At 42.1% G+C, this 18,660-nt stretch carries 14 protein-coding genes; all 14 read left to right on the plus strand.

Translation table 11 applies throughout. The features are described 5' to 3' along the window. Positions 1–8 precede the first annotated feature (8 nt). The 14 genes from AB6T38_RS10140 to tldD all read left to right on the plus strand — a co-directional run bounded on the left by AB6T38_RS10140 (position 9) and on the right by tldD (position 18,413). On the plus strand, positions 9–521 hold the full coding sequence (locus AB6T38_RS10140; RefSeq protein WP_372547206.1) for a prepilin-type N-terminal cleavage/methylation domain-containing protein: 513 nt from the start codon (positions 9–11) through the stop codon (positions 519–521). Between the two features lie 43 nt (positions 522–564). After that, on the plus strand, positions 565–1,098 hold the full coding sequence (locus AB6T38_RS10145; protein WP_372547207.1) for a type II secretion system protein: 534 nt from the start codon (positions 565–567) through the stop codon (positions 1,096–1,098). Further along, on the plus strand, positions 1,085–1,690 hold the full coding sequence (locus tag AB6T38_RS10150) for a prepilin-type N-terminal cleavage/methylation domain-containing protein (RefSeq protein ID WP_372547208.1): 606 nt from the start codon (positions 1,085–1,087) through the stop codon (positions 1,688–1,690). Before AB6T38_RS10145 ends, AB6T38_RS10150 begins: the two co-directional genes overlap by 14 nt. After that, a complete protein-coding gene (locus AB6T38_RS10155) occupies positions 1,690–2,511 on the plus strand; it encodes a prepilin-type N-terminal cleavage/methylation domain-containing protein (protein ID WP_372547209.1) in 822 nt (273 codons plus the stop codon). The genes AB6T38_RS10150 and AB6T38_RS10155 overlap by 1 nt, the downstream gene beginning before the upstream one ends. Continuing rightward, positions 2,501–2,935, plus strand: coding sequence for a type II secretory pathway protein (locus tag AB6T38_RS10160; protein WP_372547210.1), 435 nt, complete (start codon positions 2,501–2,503; stop codon positions 2,933–2,935). Before AB6T38_RS10155 ends, AB6T38_RS10160 begins: the two co-directional genes overlap by 11 nt. A 2-nt stretch (positions 2,936–2,937) precedes the next feature. Further along, entirely contained in the window at positions 2,938–7,263 is a 4,326-nt protein-coding gene (locus AB6T38_RS10165) for a DUF6701 domain-containing protein (RefSeq protein ID WP_372547211.1), read from the plus strand. 538 nt (positions 7,264–7,801) lie between these two features. Beyond that, positions 7,802–8,845: a rod shape-determining protein gene (locus AB6T38_RS10170; RefSeq protein WP_008843593.1), complete on the plus strand. Its 1,044-nt coding sequence runs from the start codon at positions 7,802–7,804 to the stop codon at positions 8,843–8,845. Positions 8,846–8,920: 75 nt separating this feature from the next. Further along, the gene (gene mreC, locus AB6T38_RS10175) at positions 8,921–9,793 is read left to right on the plus strand and encodes a rod shape-determining protein MreC (RefSeq protein WP_372547212.1); all 873 of its coding nucleotides are present in this window, start codon (positions 8,921–8,923) and stop codon (positions 9,791–9,793) included. Further along, positions 9,790–10,266 (plus strand): rod shape-determining protein MreD, encoded by a 477-nt coding sequence (gene mreD, locus AB6T38_RS10180; protein ID WP_372547213.1) that lies wholly within the window; start codon positions 9,790–9,792, stop codon positions 10,264–10,266. Before mreC ends, mreD begins: the two co-directional genes overlap by 4 nt. Before the next feature lie 8 nt (positions 10,267–10,274). Further along, a complete protein-coding gene (locus tag AB6T38_RS10185) occupies positions 10,275–10,859 on the plus strand; it encodes a nucleoside triphosphate pyrophosphatase (RefSeq protein ID WP_372547214.1) in 585 nt (194 codons plus the stop codon). After that, positions 10,849–12,315 (plus strand): ribonuclease G, encoded by a 1,467-nt coding sequence (rng, locus tag AB6T38_RS10190; RefSeq protein WP_348492294.1) that lies wholly within the window; start codon positions 10,849–10,851, stop codon positions 12,313–12,315. The genes AB6T38_RS10185 and rng overlap by 11 nt, the downstream gene beginning before the upstream one ends. Next, entirely contained in the window at positions 12,312–16,163 is a 3,852-nt protein-coding gene (locus AB6T38_RS10195) for a YhdP family protein (RefSeq protein ID WP_372547215.1), read from the plus strand. Before rng ends, AB6T38_RS10195 begins: the two co-directional genes overlap by 4 nt. Next, positions 16,163–16,975 carry a carbon-nitrogen hydrolase family protein gene (locus tag AB6T38_RS10200; protein WP_372547216.1) on the plus strand — a complete coding sequence of 271 codons (813 nt, stop codon included), beginning with the start codon at positions 16,163–16,165 and terminating at the stop codon, positions 16,973–16,975. The genes AB6T38_RS10195 and AB6T38_RS10200 overlap by 1 nt, the downstream gene beginning before the upstream one ends. Beyond that, complete coding sequence (tldD, locus tag AB6T38_RS10205; protein ID WP_372547217.1) at positions 16,968–18,413, plus strand: metalloprotease TldD; 1,446 nt, start codon at positions 16,968–16,970, stop codon at positions 18,411–18,413. The genes AB6T38_RS10200 and tldD overlap by 8 nt, the downstream gene beginning before the upstream one ends. The last annotated feature ends 247 nt before the right edge of the window (positions 18,414–18,660 follow it).

Below are 18,660 nucleotides of genomic sequence, written 5' to 3' on the forward strand. Positions count from 1 at the left end.
ATGTTACCATGCAACAACAACGCGGATTTACATTAATAGAATTGATCATAGTCATTGTGATCTTAGGTATTTTGGCGGTAACTGCCGCGCCAAGATTTATCGATTTAAGCAGTGATGCTACTGCAAGTACTCTTAAAGGCGTAAAAGCAGCTATGCAAAACGGTGCACAGTTGGTGTACGCAAAGTCAGCTATTGCAGGTCAACAAACTGTAGCTAACGCAGGAGATGCTACTTCTCAGGTGACTGTAAGTGGTGTGGATGTGCAAACTGACTTTGGTTATCCAGATGCAGAGCTAATGACAGCAGGAATGCTGGCTGGTTGGATGCAACTAGATATTGGTACCGACTTCAACTTTGTCTTGGGAAGTGGTGACGCTGACACCCCTGCTGCTGGAACTTTCGGTATAGCCCCTGGCGCGACTGCTACCGATTATAGTACTGACACTTGTCATGTTCTCTACACTGATGCAGCTGATGCGAATAGCGCACCTACCATAACTGTAGTCAGCGCTGGCTGTTAATCAGCAAAGCCAATTAAAACTGGTTTTTTGCAGATGAATTACGGTGAAAATATCATCTAATATTAAACATACAAAAGGCTTCACGATAGTGGAGCTTATTGTGGTGGTTATGATACTTGGTATTCTCGCCGTCGTCGTTGCTCCTCGTTTTCAGGGTTCCGGTGGCGTAGCAGAATACACCTATCAAGCTCGATTAATCTCGTCTCTTCGCACTATGCAACAACGTGCAATGAACGATACCCGTGAAAACTATTGTTTCCAAGTTAATATCTTTACCGGCTCAAACTCTTCTTTCGGTCCCCCCACACTTGTTTACAGCAATAGCGCTAGTGCATTGTCGTGTTCGTCCACTATTGATAGTTCAGAAGAAGCCGCTTATGTAGTTGCCAATATTGATGAAATGGCGGCTGATAATGTCACTATTATCAGTGGAGGTGGCAGTATATTGTTTAATCGATTTGGCTGCCCCAATAATGGTAGTGGCTTTTGTGCTAACGATATCGAGATTACATTTCAAGGAGATACCGAGGTATCAGTTTGTATTGAAACACAGGGGTATATTCATGCCTGTGACTAATTCTAAGGCCCAAACCGGCTTTACTTTGATTGAGCTTATTATCGGGATTGTGGTTTTTGCCGTTGCGTTGACTTTTATTACTAGTTTGATATCTCCTCAAGCTGGAAAGAGCGTTGATCCCATTATGCAAGTTAGAGCAACAGAGTTAGCCAATACAATTATCCGAGAAATTTCGGCGATGAGCTATGACGAAAATAGTGGAAATAGCATCCGCTGTAATGACGACTTAAATAATGATGGTGACCTTGATGACGTTGGAGAGTCGAGTTGCACTCCCATAGAAAGCTTTGGTCCAGATGATTCAGAATATCGCAATAACACCAATTCCAATTTTGATGACGTAGATGATTATCATGGTTTACAGCAGGGGGCTGGTTTTGCTGACGCAGTCATTCGGAACTCGTTAGGCGAAATATTGCTGGTTGATGGCCAGAATCTTTATGCCGGTTTTAGCGTTTCGGTGTCAGTAACTTATGACGGGGACATGGATGGCGTAACGGATACCGATCAGTCTGCCAAATTGATTCTAGTTAATGTGACCACATCAGGTGGTGAAACGATAGCATTTTCTGCTTATCGGAGTAATTACTGATGGAACGGATGAAGCAAATCGGCTTTACCTTAGTTGAATTGATAACGGTACTCGTTGTATTAAGCGTGGTGTCGGTGGGCATAGCGGGTTTTATCCGCACCAGTACTGAAATATACGTGGATGTCGTAGAGCGAGACAAGTTGTTAAGTCAAGGAAGGTTCGCGATACAGAGAATGAATTTAGAAATTAGTAACGCCCTTCCAAACAGCTTGCGTATTGCTGGCGATAGTACAATTCAGTGTTTGGAGTTTACTCCTATTCTATTTAGCAGTTTTTATTTTGATATACCTGTAGCGCCAGAACCTGCAACAGATGAAATTAAACTAATTGCCACCGACGCTGCTATTAATGATTATACTTTTGAGAATGAACAATCAATTATTGTTTACCCTACCTCAGTTGAACACGTCCATGGCGCTTTTACTCGACGGTTTTATCTTGCTAGTGAACCAGAGCTGGACGATGAAGACCCCAAAAAATTAGTTGTTACCATAGAAGGAAGCCATCAATTTGAGACTGATTCACCCAGTTCTCGAGCGTACATTACAAGTGCTCCTGTGAGCTTTTGTGTCACTGATAACAAACTATACCGTAAACAACGCTACCCAACGTCCCCTTTTCAATCAACGTCACTTGATGGAGCAGTTTTAATGGCAGAGAATATTCAAAATGATTTATCTGGTTCAACTCAAGATATGCCTTTTCGAATTGCTGAAGCCAGTTTAACTAGGAACGCGTTTGTTATCACCCTTTTACGCTTTGAATTGAATGAGGAGATCGTTGTTTTCAACAACGAGATACATATTCCAAATGTTCCTTAATTCTTTTCAAAAAAGCATGCAACAACAATCTGGCAGTATGCTTATTATTGCATTGTTTGTGATTGTTATTATGACCATCTTAGGCTTGACTATGGTTAAATTACTCAGCTCATCTTCGGATGCTGTTATTCATGAAGTTTACGGGGCAAGAGCATTGCACGCGGCTCAATCATCAATGGAGCGTAATATTGCAGAGGCATTCCCGCTAACTCAAGATGGTTCTGGTAGTTGCGATAGTTTAAGTACTTTTTCCTTCGCTGCAGTTCCTGGTCTGCAAAACTGCGTTACCGTTTCCGGTTGTACTTTAACTACCGATTATGTAGATGAAACTGTCCAATACTACCATTTCGAGAGCACTGGAATTTGTCGATCTGGGCGAATAACCGCCAGCCGTACAGTGGCTGTTGATGCGATTGTGGAGTGATTATGCGACTACTAAATACAATTGTTTTTTTATTTCTAACAAGTTGTTGTGTTAATGCCGATGAACTTGAAGCTTTTTATCAATTTAATCAATTGGAATGGGCTGATAGTAATTCTGTTTTAGATAGTTCCGCTAAAAACAATCACGGAAGCCCCATCGGAAATGTCTCGCCTTACTCTTACTCAGCCGGTACGTGCCGTTTATTGAACGTTCCCATGAATACAAGTACTTCTGTGCAAGATGCAGTAGATACACAACTTGATTTAAATCAGGTAGGCAATGCCGGCAGTATCTCTTTTTGGTATCGCAGTAACTTATCTTGGTCTAATTCAACAAAGAGACAGTTACTTGATGCGTCTAATCAAGCTCCTAGCCAAGATAAGTCCTTCTTTCTATCCTTAGGTGGAGGAATCTTACAATTTGGCATAGAAGATGAATCAGATTACGATTTAGTTGCTCAACGCACTGGTTTGTCTTATGCAGCAGATCAGTGGGTGCATATCACAATAACTTGGGACTTATCGAATAAACGTATCCAAATTTATGTAATTACCGGTGGCTCAACGTCAGTTGTGTCAAGATCGGATAGCAGAATTGGAACTATTATGGGCGATATGGATACTCTGTACATTGGAGATAATCGCTCTAATTATATTCTATACAATGGAACCGGTAATTCAGCCAACGGACAATTTGAAGACGTATATATTTTCGACTTTCCACTTTCATACTCCCAAGTACGAAGTTTGGCTGATGCAGTGCCAGACTGTGACGGTTTAGACTCGGTTTTAGTATCCCATTGGCCAATGGATTTATGTTCTTTAGATGGCTCTAGTGGTGAAGTGATTGATATTATTGCAGGAGCAAATGGGACAGCCATTGATGGAGCGGACATCGACGTTAACGGTAAGTTGTGCCAAGCCAGTGAATATGCAGGCAATGGAGAGCATCTAAATATTCCACATAATGCTAATTTTGAATTAACTAGTGGCAGTATTGCTATGTGGTTCCGAATTGATGACTTAGATCCACCGATTGATACCGATTTGATAGGCCGTGCCTTATTTTCTAAGGATTCGGCGGGCTTTGATAGTGGTGGTGGCCACCTAACCATTTATGTAGGTTCTAATGGCGCCATCAAAGCTCGCCACGAATCCACCTCAAACACCTACAATATTAGTTCGAGCGCGAATTTAATTTCAGAAAATCAGTGGTATCACTTAGTTTATACCTTCGGCAGCGCGGGCGTAAAAATCTACATTGATAAACAATTAGTAGCAACGAATACCTACACCGGTGGCATTTCAGGAAACCCGGAGCCAATAATATTAGGCGCTGGTGCCTCTCATACTGGTGACAATGAATCTGCCCCTGAAGACCTAAAAGACTACTTTATGGGGGAAATAGATGATGTGCGCTTATACCGAGGGCAGTTGAGTCAAGCTGAAGTGGATAATCTGTTTGCCGAGTCAGAAGGCGTTTGTTTAACCTGTAAAACTGACATTTTATTGGCCCAGTATCAATTTGAAGAGGAGGAATGGCTAGGAGCAGGGGCGGTTATAGATTCCTCAAGTAACGGCTATCATGCTACAGCGTTAGGTTTGGCATCTCCTATTAACCCGTCAGAACAAGTCGCCTGTAGAGCGCTGGAAATACCAGCTAACTCGAGCGTAGACGGCGAGTTTAATGCAATCGACACTGGTCTAGACGTTAATGTTATTGGCAACATGGGCAGTATTTCTTTTTGGTATCGTAGTAATGAAGCTTGGAATTCGGGTAATTCCAGACAGTTATTCGATGCATCAACTGATGTGGGCGATTCACGATTCTTTTACCTTGCCATTTTAAGTACCGGCAAGCTTGATTTTAAACTTGAGGACGAAAACGGCCTTAATTTTGGAGCTCAAACTCAACTCAGCCTTTCCTACGCCGCGGATACTTGGGTGCATGTTGCCTTAACTTATGATTTGTCATCCAAAGTGAGTGAAATCTATTTGGATGGCGTTAAACAAAGCGTTTCGATTACTTCTCAAACGGGTTTAAGTAATGAATTAGGGGAGTTTGACACCTTATATATTGGCGATAATCGTAGTGCCTATCTATCTAATGGCAGTACTCAAAATTCGGCAAATGGTGAGTTTGATGAAGTTCGAATTTATAATTACGTACAAACCAGCGAGCAAGTTAATTTCGACAAAGATGCACTTAGTACATGCTCCTACGTGTATAAATATCTTATTGAGCATGATGGCAATGGTTTAACCTGTGACCCTGAGACGGTCACCATCAAAGCCTGTGCTAATGGAAGCTGTAGTGAACTTTATGATCGAGATATCACTGTGGCAATGAGTCCAAGCACTGGTTGGCCTGATGGAGACAGTGTGACTATCTTAGGAGATACGCCTGCAAGTGTACTTTTAACTAAACTTGACGCTGGCACTGTCACTTTAGATGTGATCGACGAAAATGTTGAGTGCACAGGTGGCTCAGGAGATAATTGTGAATTAACGTTCAGCGATGCTGGTTTTCAGTTTATTGGCGCTACAAATTCAGATTCTTTCCCTGACCAAATCGCTGAAAGTAACTTTTCTTCTGCTCAACTTAGAGCTGTTAGAAGCGATGATTCTAGTGGTAGTAACGTTTGTGTGGCTGCTCTTGAGGGGACGCAAAATCTTACCTTTAATCTAAGTTGTGATGATCCAGGTGTTTGTTTAACTCCTGTACAAACTGGGTCTAGTCCTATTGCTTCTGGTTCGGATGCTGCTGTGTCTTTAACCTTTGATAGCAGCGGTTATGCTTCATTAAGTGGGTTTTCTTATGACGATGCCGGGCAAATTAGTTTATCTGTGCAGGGTGAAATTGATGGAGCAACTTATATCAATGGTTCAACGCAATTTGTGGTTTACCCTGATCATATAACAATTGAAGCCACTTCAAGTACGGCATTGAGCCGTGCTGGCGTCGATTTTGGCTTACAGGTGACAGCTCGGGGAAGTGAAAATGGGATCCTACCTAACTATCATCCTCAGCAGGTCGAATTGTGGCTGCAGCGCACTCTCCCTGCAAGTATTGCCGGTGACAGCGGTGTACTAACTTATGCTCAAAGCGACACTATTATTGCCTCGGAAGTTGGCAGTTTTACATCAAGCGTAATAACCGCCAGTAATACCAATATTACTAGTAGCAACGGAGTCTATAGCTTCGCCGCTGATTACGCTGAATATGGCTCGGTTAATTTAGATATTCGCGATGCAAATTACTTTGGTCATACGGTTGGTTCAATTACTTCAGAAGGCAGTGCTCCTATTACGTTAGGCTTATTTTTACCTGCTTATTTTGAAGTTGATACTACCGCACCGCAATTAGCGGATAGTTGCGCAGTGACATCTGGTTTTACCTATTTGGGGCAGAACACAACTTTTGCGACAGTACCACAATTCGTTGTTTCTGCAATGAACGCCAAAGGAAGCATTACAACCCATTATCAATTAGATAGTTTATGGACTTGGTTAGGGTCTAAAAGTGAAGATTATATTGTTTTGTCTGATGCTGGGCATGTTGGCAGCATTAGCTTTTTTGGCTCTCCAGATATGGATGTTACGGATCAAGGGGTTGCGGGTAGTAGAACCTTGACCATAAACAATGCTCAGATCAACTATTCTAAATCAACGACCCCTTATGGACCTTTTTCAGCTAGTTTGGAAATGAATATTTTGCCGAGTTTCTTTACTGACAATACCTATTCCAGTGCTCCGATTTGTTACCATCAAAATTACGATCTAAATGATGATTGTGATGCTGTTTCGTCGCTGGGTGATTTGGATGACACCAATAATTTAGTTAATTTATCTGCTATCGGTGGGACTGAATACCGATGGGGAAGGATAGTGATTGATAATGGATTTGGCCCAGAAACTGAGAATATACTATTACCCGTTTCAACTGAGTACTTTAATGGTAGCGAATTCATCCAAAATACTGATGATACTTGTACCTCATTATCCTTAACAGCCAGTGATTTCAGTATTACTGATACCAGTGGTGGCTCTACATCGGCTATCAGTATATTAACCAGTGATTTTGGGATGACAAGTGGGAAAACTCTCGGATTTGAAGGTATTGCTGTCAAAAATAACGATATTTCAGTAATGGGTGAGTACCGGATTGAGTGGTTACCCGTTGGTGATAGCTCAATCACCTGGGATGATTTTTTGCAATATGATTGGAATGGCAGCGAGATTGGGATTGGTAACCCATCGGCGATAGTTTCCTTTGGGCAATTTCGCGGCAACGATCGAATCATACATTGGCGTGAAATCGGTAATTAATAAGTAGCCTGGCCTTTAGGCCATGGAAACGCTTCAACCGAGCGCGTGACTAACGCACCCGCCTACAGGTTTAGATTACCCATTATTGCGTGGGGCTAAGGCACCCGCCTACAGGTTAATAAGATTGTAACCTGGCCTTTAGGCCATGGAAACGCTTCAACCGAGCGCGTGACTAACGCACCCGCCTACAGATTACCTACCTTGTAGCATGGTCTTTAGGCCATGGAAATGATTTGACCGAGCGCGGGGCTAAAGCACCCGCCTACAGGTTTAGATTACCCGTTATTGCGCGGGGCTAAGGCACCCGCCCACAGATTAACAATCTTGTAGCATGGTCTTTAGGCCATGAACTTGTTCGACTTGCTGAAAATCCTGTCGATTTCATCGCTAATTCGCCCAATTTCCTCATAAACCTCCAAAAACTACAATTCTTTTGTGGTTAACGCCGTATATATCTATTCTTTACTTGCTGATTTAAGGGTGCATTGGTAAAGTTAGCGGATCATTATGTCTATCTCCAACAGGGTGCGGTCTGTTCATGTTTAAAAAGCTTCGAGGAATGTTTTCAAACGATTTATCAATCGACCTCGGTACTGCAAATACGCTTATTTACGTTAAAGGTCAGGGGATCGTTTTGAACGAGCCCTCAGTAGTTGCAATTCGTCAGGAACGCGCAGGCGGTCCAAAAAGTGTTGCCGCGGTGGGTACTGCCGCAAAACAAATGCTGGGTCGAACACCTGGAAACATTAAAGCAATTCGTCCAATGAAAGACGGTGTTATCGCCGATTTCTACGTGACTGAAAAAATGCTGCAACACTTTATTAAGCAAGTGCATGATAATAATTTTCTTAAACCCAGCCCTCGAGTTTTAGTTTGTGTGCCTTGTGGTTCAACTCAAGTAGAGCGTCGTGCTATTCGTGAGTCTGCTTTAGGTGCGGGAGCAAGGGATGTGTACCTTATTGATGAGCCTATGGCAGCGGCAATAGGTTCAGGTTTACCGGTATCTGAGGCCACAGGTTCTATGGTGGTAGATATTGGTGGTGGTACTACCGAAGTGGCAATTATCTCATTAAACGGCGTGGTTTATTCATCTTCAGTGCGTATTGGTGGTGATAAATTTGATGAAGCTATCATTAACTACATTCGTCGTAACTTTGGTTCACTCATAGGTGAAGCAACAGCGGAACGTATCAAACACGAAATCGGCGCAGCATACCCTGGCGAAGAAGTTCGCGAAATTGAGGTTAGAGGTCGTAACTTGGCTGAAGGTGTACCTAGAGGGTTCATGCTCAATAGCAATGAAATTTTAGAAGCATTACAAGAACCGCTTACCGGAATTGTTTCTGCAGTTATGGTTGCATTAGAACAATCACCGCCTGAATTAGCATCTGATATTTCTGAACGCGGAATGGTTTTAACTGGCGGTGGCGCATTGTTAAAAGACCTTGACCGCTTACTGATGGAAGAGACCGGTATTCCAGTAGTAATCGCTGATGATCCGCTAACCTGTGTTGCTCGTGGCGGAGGTAAAGCGTTTGAGATGATAGATATTCATGGTGGTGACCTGTTTAGTTACGAATAGTCTGAGAGTAAGGGATTATTTGTGCTAGACATTGTTAATTTATTAAACACACTATCAAACAGGTATTTAGCCTAAATGAATACCATGTTTACCAGAGGGCCATCACTTGTCAGTCGACTCGCGTTGGCCTTATTCGTTTCTATTATCTTCATTTTTGTTGACCACAAATATGATGGTTTCGCGTCAGTAAAAGTCTATTTAAACTCCATCGTTAGTCCACTTCAGTATATCGCCAGCTTGCCAGGACAAATGTTAAGTTCAGGCGCCGAAAAGTTTTCTACTCATCAAAAACTACTTGAAGAAAATGAAAGCTTAACGCTACAAGCAGTGAAAATGTCTGAAAAACTGCAACGTTTTGATTTGTTAGAAGCTGAAAACGATCGTTTACGAACACTGCTTGGAGCCCCAGTATCTGCACCTATCCAAAAAATGGTGACAGAATTGATGGCCGTCGATAACAATCCCTTTAGCCTGCAAATTATCATTGATAAGGGCGCCATAAACGGCGTTTATGAAGGACAAACTGTACTTGACGATAAAGGCATTGTTGGGCAAATAATGGAAGTAGGCACTACCAACAGTCGTGTCCTGTTGTTGGCGGATATTACCCATGCCATCCCCCTGCGGAATGCTCGAAATAATGTTCAACTTATTGCTAGCGGCTCAGGACAGTTTGATGAACTTGTGTTGGAACATGTCGCCCACAGCGCTGACATTCAAGTAGGCGATTTATTGGTATCCTCAGGTTTAGGCAACGTGTTTCCTGAAGGTTACCCCACCGCAACTATCACTTCTATTATTCGTGATGAAAGTCGTCCTTTTGCACTTGTTACTGCTACTCCTATTGCTCAGCTCGATAGGTTAAGGTATCTATTATTGCTATGGCCAGCAGATGCGCCCACGCAACCTATAATGCCGCAACCTGCACTAACGGTGGTTCGCCAATGAAACTGCGCAATTATGCTATTTTCTTAAGTATTATTATTGCGTTAATTTTGCAAATTGTACCTATGCCCATAACTGTTGAGCAGTTTAGGCCCGACTGGGTTTTACTGGTACTGTCTTATTGGGCATTAGCATTACCAAACCGAGTTAATGTTGGAATGGCCTTTATTGTAGGCTTGGTTCTAGACATTTTAATGGGAACTAGCTTAGGTGTGCATAGTTTTGCCATGAGTATCAACATATTTGTTTTGGTATCGAATTATCAACGCTTGCGTAATTATTCGTTGTGGCAACAAGCCTTTATAATTGGCACCTTGTCTGCGTTGTATCACTTAGTGGTTTTTTGGTTACAACACTTACAAACTGATGTGATTTTTCTGTTTACTTACCTGTGGCCAGTATTGACTTCTATGCTTGTGTGGCCATGGATATTCGGTCTATTACGGAAAGTCAGACGGCAATTCAGAATCAGTTAAGGTCTCATATGTTATTGCTAGCATCTCAATCACCCAGGCGAAAAGAGCTTTTAAGTCAACTTGGCTTAAAATTTACTACACTTAATGTTGATATAAATGAAACTCAATTGGCAAATGAGGACTCTAACAATTATGTAGTTCGATTGGCCATTGAGAAAGCTCAGCAAGGTTGGCGTCAATTTACTCAAGTCGATGGCGTAATAGGTGCCGATACCATAGTGGTTGTAGGTCGAGGCAGAAATGAGCAAGTTTTAGGGAAGCCTAATAATTTTGAGCATGCTCGGCAGATGTGGATGCAACTAAGTGATAACCAACATAGAGTGATGACGGCTGTTGCATTGAAAACCTCTGCAGGTAGCGAACATGTTGTGGTTGAAACTGAGGTTCGTTTTAAGTTATTAACTGAAGCTGAAATGCAATGGTATTGGCAAACTGGCGAGCCACAAGATAAAGCCGGAGCTTACGGTATACAGGGTTTTGCAGGGAATTTTGTAAAACACATCAATGGTAGTTACAGTGCGGTGGTTGGATTACCTTTGTACGAAACCAGTGAATTAATTAAACAGGCAGGTATTGAGCTGTATGAGTGCTGAATTACTGATAAATGTAACCCCTTCTGAATCAAGAGTTGCCTTGATTGAGAACGGTATTTTGCAAGAGATTCATATTGAACGCCACACTAAGCGTGGTTTGGTGGGCAATATCTATCGTGGCAAGGTAAGTCGAGTGTTACCTGGCATGCAGGCAGCTTTCGTAGATATAGGTTTAGACAAAGCTGCATTTTTACACGCTTCTGACATCGCTTTTCACAATGAAGTGAGTGACGAAATGTCGACTACAGCAATTGCCAAAAAAGACATTCGTGATTTGCTGCGAGATGGCCAAGACATTGTTGTGCAAGTGGTTAAAGATCCCATTGGAACGAAAGGCGCAAGGCTTACCACTGATATTACTATTCCTTCTCGCTACTTAGTCTTCATGCCCAGTGTTGACCACGTAGGTGTATCTCAACGAATCGAAGATGAAGCAGAACGCGAGCGGCTAAAATCCTTAGTTCAAGAATATTGTAGTGACGATGGCGGCTTTATTCTTCGCACTGCAGCTGAGGGGGTTCAGGAAAAAGAACTTATTTCAGATGCGGAGTTTTTGAAGCGTTTGTGGGCCAAAATTCAATCCCGTATGAAAGGCCGTAAAGGCAATGTTTTGTATGAAGATTTACCTTTAGCAAGACGAGTACTACGAGATTTTGTTGGTACTCAGCTAGATCGCATAAGAATAGACTCTAAATTGTCATTTCAAGAACTACAGCATTTTACCCAAGAGTATGTGCCTGAACTGAACAAGCTGCTTGAGTATTATCAAGGCGAAAGACCCATATTTGATTTGTATGATGTGGAAAATGAAGCGCAACGCTCATTAGAGCGCAGAGTGGATCTGAAATCGGGTGGTTATTTAATCATCGATCAAACCGAAGCCATGACCACTATCGATATTAATACAGGCGCATTTGTAGGTCATCGAAATCTAGAAGAAACTATTTTCAATACCAATATCGAAGCTACTCAAGCTATTGCTCGTCAACTTAGATTGAGAAACCTCGGTGGAATGATTTTAATCGACTTTATAGATATGACCGATGAAGATCATAAACGTCGAGTTCTACACAGCTTAGAGTCAGCCACGAGCAAAGATCGCGCGAAATCTAATATTCACGGGTTTACCGCCCTAGGTCTAATCGAAATGACCCGAAAGCGTACGCGTGAAAGTTTAGAGCATATTTTATGTGGCGAATGTCCAGCCTGTAAGGGGAGGGGGTCAATTAAGACAGTTGAAACCACCTGTTTTGAAGTTATGCGTGAAATAGTGCGAGTTAACCGTGCTTATGACGCAGATAAATTTGTTGTCTATGCATCTCAAGCAGTTGCAGAAGCTTTGTTAGGCGAAGAGTCTCATATGTTAGCTGAGTTAGAGGTTTTCGTTTCTAAACAGATAAAAATACAAACTGAATTGCTATACAACCAAGATAAGTTCGATGTGGTAATGATGTGAAACCCGCTTCATTCTATGCCGCCTACCTAGTCAGAAAACTATGGACACTAGCTGCTGTGTTGTTAGTGGTGGTGGCAGTAGGCCTGAGTATAGTGCGTTTTTCGTTACCCTACTTGGATGGCAATAAGCAGCAAATTGAATCTTGGCTGAGCAATCGTTATGGCATTAATTTAACCATTGGCGAATTAACCGCTACTTGGGCCAAAAGTGGACCCTCATTGGTTCTTAAAAACATCAAACTGCAACAAGATACCCAATCTCCCATTGGCTTAGAAATTGAAGACACCCAAATTGAAATAGATTTTTGGAGCTCTATTGTCGCTCGACAAATCCAGTCTCGGCGCTTTGAATTAAGCGGCTTAGCGTTATCCGTTAATTTAGCGCGTATTCAAACCTCAGAAAGCGAATTTCCCGTAGTAGGCGCACTGGAAGATTTGTTTTTACAACAATTGCAGCGTTTTTCGATTAGTAACAGTGTCATTGATGTCACCACACAATATGATCAACAGCTCATTCAAATACAGCAGTTGCGCTGGCTGAATAAAGATAATCGCCACCAAGGTGAAGGTTTATTGCGAGTGGTGGAGCTGGCTAATAACTCCACTACCTTTAGTCTCGATTTAATGGGTGATAAAGACAACCTCAGCGGCACTTTCTATGCTCGCGGTGAAGAATTGGATTTATCTCCTTGGCTAAATCAATTAATTCGCACTCAAAATCAACTCACCCAAAGTCGAGGGAATTTTACGTTTTGGGCGGAATTGAATAAAAACAGTATTAAAAATGTGCAAATGATACTGAGTAAAAGTGAGTTCTCTTGGACCTCACCGGAAAGTCAGGTAGATGCAGCTATAGTCGGTGGCAGAATTCGCGGTGTACCAGATGCGCAGGGATGGCAATTTAACATTGATGACCTAATTTTAGAGTCAAAACAACAAAGTCTATTAACCAGTTGGACAGGGCACATTGGACGCAACGGTGTAACTCATTTTGATATGTCTACGCCCGTAAATATTCGTTCATTACTACCGGTATTACCTCTGGCATTTGATAAAAAAACCATTGATATTATTGATCAACTTGAGCCCAATGCGCGCATAGATGATTTAGCAATTATGTTTGGACAGCAGTTTTCAGTTAATGCGAACTTTTCCAATGTCAGTTGGAATCAGGTGGATGGTTTGCCGGGTGTCGATAATGTCGTGGGCAGTTTCAATATGTTCGATAACCTAGGGAAGTTGTCAATTTCTGGTAGTGAGGGTGAGTTTATTGCGAACAATACATTAGATCAAAATTTAACTTACCAGTCTCTCGATTTTGATGTTTTTTTCGACTGGCAACCTCGCGGTGTGCGAGTTGATATACCCAACTTAGCGCTACACGGCAACGATTTAAATTTAGATCTGCAAATGGCCTTTGATAGTAAAGATAAGCAACTGAATTTATTTGCTAACATCGGCAAGCTCAATGTGCAGCAAGCCAAAAACCTATTTCCAGATCATTATATGGGTACACAAACTAAAGCCTATCTACAAAGCGCGATGCTTAGTGGTGAATTAGCTTCTACTCAAGTGCTTTGGCAAGGCTCACTGGATCAATTCCCGTTTGAAAATCATCAGGGAATATTTCAAATCAGTATTGATGTGAATGACAGCGAATTTAAGTTTGCCCATGATTGGCCACAACTCACAGATTTAGATGTTGATCTTTTGTTCGAAAATAAAGGCCTTTCAATGATAGCCCACAAAGGTAAATTGAAGGACGTCGCTTTTTCTCAGTTATCGGCGCAGATCCCACAATTCAACAAAAGCACAGTGTTGAACATACAAGCTGATGTTAGTGCCGATAGTGCGGATGTCACAGCATTAATTCTAGATAGCTTTTTGGCTAATAGTTTAGGTACCGTATTAACTGACGGAGTAAAAGTTAGCGGGAATCTTAATACCAAGTTAGATTTGCACATTCCTTTGACCGGTAAAAATGTGTTGGCAAAGGGGCAAGTAAGGTTAGCTGGAAATCCAGTTTATTTACCTAGCCTTAATTTGAATTTCAATAACATGGTTGGTGAAGTATCCTTTGCCAACGAGAAGGTTGAATTTAACGGGCTCACAGGTGAGTTATTAGACCAACAAATTACCGCAAACTTTGACGGCTACTCTGATCCAAGTGGAGCATACAAAGCTGATATTGAGCTTCAGGGAGACTGGCAAGTTCAGCCATTACTGCAAGACCATCAGCCAAGCATGAATAAATACCTTGATGGTCATGCTATTTGGCAAGCAAATACCCAGCTAACTTTAAATAAAGGTAGTTATGCCTACGAATTTGAATTGGTTAGTAATTTACAGGGCGTAACGTCTAGCCTACCTGCACCGTTTAACAAAAGTAGTGGGCAAGCTAAACAGTTATTTGTAACGGGAAATGGTAGCAATCAAGCCTCTAATTTCAGCATGTTACTTGGTGATTCTATTTCCTTTGAAGGGGTATTACCCCATGACAGTATGCAATTTTCACGAGCGCATTTAACCATAGGCGAAAGTGAGTCCTTAGCAATGGGGCTAGGTTTTAGCATTTCAGCTAATGTCGAAGACGCAGATTTCGATGCTTGGTATCAAGCTATTGCCAGCTTAATTGGTGATATTCCTCGTAACAATGAAAAACCTATTTTGGCCGCCCCACAACGGGTATATGTTAATGCTGATAACATGATCGTAGCCGGTCAAAAAATCAATCAATTGGAATTGGTTGCTAAACATTCCAATGGTGACTGGCTATTGGATTTCAATGCTGAACAAATTCGCGCCAAAGTTACTTTATATAATGATTGGTTGAACCGTGGTGTCGATATTAAAGCTGATTTTATCGATTTGGCTCAGTGGCATGAAAGTGAGCAAGCTGCAGAATTACACACTCCTGATCTACAAAATTTGCCACCGGTTAGTTTTGACTGTAAGAGCTGCAAGTTGTTTGGTAAAGATCTAGGCAAAGTCGACTTTTCATTATCTAGATCACCTACAGGTATGCAGATTGATAGCTTGAGGTTTAATAACAGTAATGGGGTTTTATACGCCAGCGGAGACTGGTTTATTGGTGAACAAGGTTCAAGTACTAATTTAACCGGAGAGCTCAATAGCCCTGACTTTGGTGCTTTGATTAAAGGCTTTGGTTTTGACTCTGGCATCAAAGATTCGAAAGCCAATTTCAAATTTGACCTGAATTGGCAGGATGCTCCTCATAAATTTTCGGTTGCCAGTTTAGGAGGAAATATTGATTGGCGACTGACTGACGGCTATCTGTCAGAGGTGAGTGATAAAGGCTCGCGGATTTTTAGTTTCTTGAGTTTGCAATCTTTAGTTCGAAAATTAAGTTTAGATTTTAGAGATGTATTTGCGAAAGGCTTTTTCTACGACAAAATGGATGGTTCATTACAAATTGTCAACGGTAAAGCTGAAACTCAAGATATGGTAATTGACGGTGCTGCAGGTGAAATGTTGATTGCGGGCTTCACTGATTTATCTAGTAAAGAGCTAAATTATCAAATTGAATTCACACCTAACGTGACCTCTAGTTTGCCATTGTTAGTTTATTGGATGGTTAATCCAGCAACCGCTATCGCAGCATTGGCAATCGATCAAGTTCTTACCGAGGCAAAAGTGATTTCGAATGTTAAGTACTCAGTTACCGGCACTTTGGATGAGCCGATTCTCACAGAGCTGGATAGAAAAAGTAAAGAAGTGGCACTACCAGCAAGAAATACACCTGTTGAACTCGATGATGAAGATGTTTCGCCTCAGGTTCCTCCCGATGAAAGAGTTAATTTACAAATAGATGGTACGAGAGGGTATTAATGGCCAATTTAGTCGCATGTCAGTTAGTTTCAAGTCCAGATGTATCGGTTAACCTGCAACACGTTGAAGAATATGTTTCTCAGCAACAGCCGGGAGACTTAATTGTATTGCCAGAGTGTTTTGCCTGTTTTGGCGCAGGAGATTCTGCGTTGCTGCTAATTGCAGAAGAACTTGGTGAGGGCGCTATCCAAGATGCTTTGTCGGCCATGGCAAAAAAATATAAAGTTTGGCTAATCGCTGGAACTATCCCCATTTCAACTTCGACATCTGGTAAATACACCGCCACTTGTTTGATTTATGATGATACTGGACGACGCGTAGATGATTATCAAAAAATCCATTTGTTCGATGTACAAGTAGAAGATGGAACACGAAATTACTTAGAGTCGAAATATACTCAAGCGGGCGACAAACTTGTTGTGGTGGACTCACCTTTCGGCAAAATAGGTGTTGCCGTGTGTTATGATGTGCGCTTTGCTGGGATGTTTACGGCAATGGGAGACATTGATGTTTTAGTGTTGCCAAGTGCATTTACCCGAGCAACCGGAAAAGCACATTGGGAGCCTTTATTAAAAGCTAGGGCCATCGAAAAACAATGTTATTTAGTTGCTGCTAACCAAGGCGGCATTCATGCAAATGGTCGTGAAACTTACGGACATTCTTGCGTAATCTCTCCTTGGGGTGACACCTTGTGTGAGATAGAAACTGGCAGTGGTGCGGTTAGTGCTAAATTTGATGCCAATGAAATAAGTAGAATTCGCACTAACATGCCAGTTCAGCAACATAATCAATTCAGGAGTTACCTTGTCTAATTTGGTCGAAGAAAATTTATTAAATGCAGCAGATTTGGATCCCAATAAGGTCGTATCCGCCTTGAACCTCATTTGTCAGCATCAAAATGATTTTGCCGATATTTATTTTCAATCCAGTCAGCATGAAAGCTGGGTATTGGAAGACGGAATTATTAAAGACGGTAGTTACAATATTGAAAAAGGTGTCGGTGTGCGGGCTGTTAGCGGAGAGAAGACCGGTTTCGCGTACTCAGATGATATTAGTCAAGAAGCACTAAATAAAGCGGCCAAAGCCTCTCGAAGTATTGCCAATTCTGGCGGCACTTTTAAGGTTGCAGCTAGTGCTCCTAAGCAATCTTCTGCTCGATACTTTGCTCAGAATCCTATTCTTGGTATGCAAGAACATCAAAAAATTACCTTATTACAAGATGTTGATAAGTACATTCGTGATAAAGAACCCTTAGCCACCCAAGTGGTAGTTAGTATTAGTGGGGTTTATGAAGAGGTACTAGTTGCAGCAACAGATGGCACCTTTACCACGGATATACGTCCTTTAATTCGACTTAATTGTTCCATTCTGATCGAAAATGATGGACGAAGAGAGCGCGGTAGCGCTGGTATGGGCGGACGTTATGGATATGACTATTTTTTACAGCTAGACGGTGAGAAAACCCGTTATCAATTATTAGCTGATGAAGCAATTCACATGGCGCGAGTGAATATGCAAGCTATTGAAGCACCTGCCGGATTGATGCCTGTTGTATTGGGGGCTGGTTGGCCTGGGGTTTTGTTACATGAAGCGGTCGGGCATGGACTTGAGGGAGATTTTAATCGCAAAGGAGCATCAACCTTCAGTGGCAAAATTGGTCAACAAGTTGCGGCTAAAGGGGTGACTGTTGTGGACGATGGAACCCTAGCCAATCGCCGAGGTTCATTATCTGTAGATGACGAGGGAACGACGACACAAAGAAATGTGTTAATCGAAGATGGTGTATTGACTGGTTACATGCAAGATAAATTAAATGCGCGTCTAATGGGAGTCAATCCTACTGGTAATGGTCGCAGAGAATCATATGCTCACCTACCAATGCCGAGGATGACCAATACCTTTATGCTGGAAGGACAATATAGTCCTGAAGAAATCATTAGTAGTATTGATAAAGGTGTTTACGCACCGAATTTTGGTGGTGGCCAGGTGGATATCACCTCAGGCAAGTTCGTTTTCTCAACCTCTGAAGCTTACTTAATTGAAAATGGTAAGATTACTACGCCAATTAAAGGAGCCACTTTGATTGGTAACGGTCCAGAGGTGATGAAAAAAATCTCGATGATAGGCAATAATCTCAGTCTAGATAAAGGGGTTGGCGTATGTGGCAAAGATGGGCAAAGTGTACCCGTTGGCGTTGGTCAGCCTAGCCTTAAAGTGGACGAGTTAACCGTAGGCGGCACCGGCTCGTAATATGGCCTTTTAGGTCATGAATGAATGGAACTTATCATCAGATTTGTAGCACGGGCTTCAGCCCGTGGGGCCATGTCAATTGCGCGGGGCTAAAGCACCCGCCTACAGGTGAGCGTGGTTTTGTAACATGACCTTTAGGCCATGAATGGAATCTTATCATCAGATTTGTAGCATGGGCTTCAGCCCGTGGGGCCATGCCAATTGCGCGGGGCTAAAGCACCCGCCTACAGAGGCCATGAATGGAATC

This window comes from Aliiglaciecola sp. SL4 (assembly GCF_041538045.1).
GTDB lineage: Bacteria > Pseudomonadota > Gammaproteobacteria > Enterobacterales > Alteromonadaceae > Aliiglaciecola.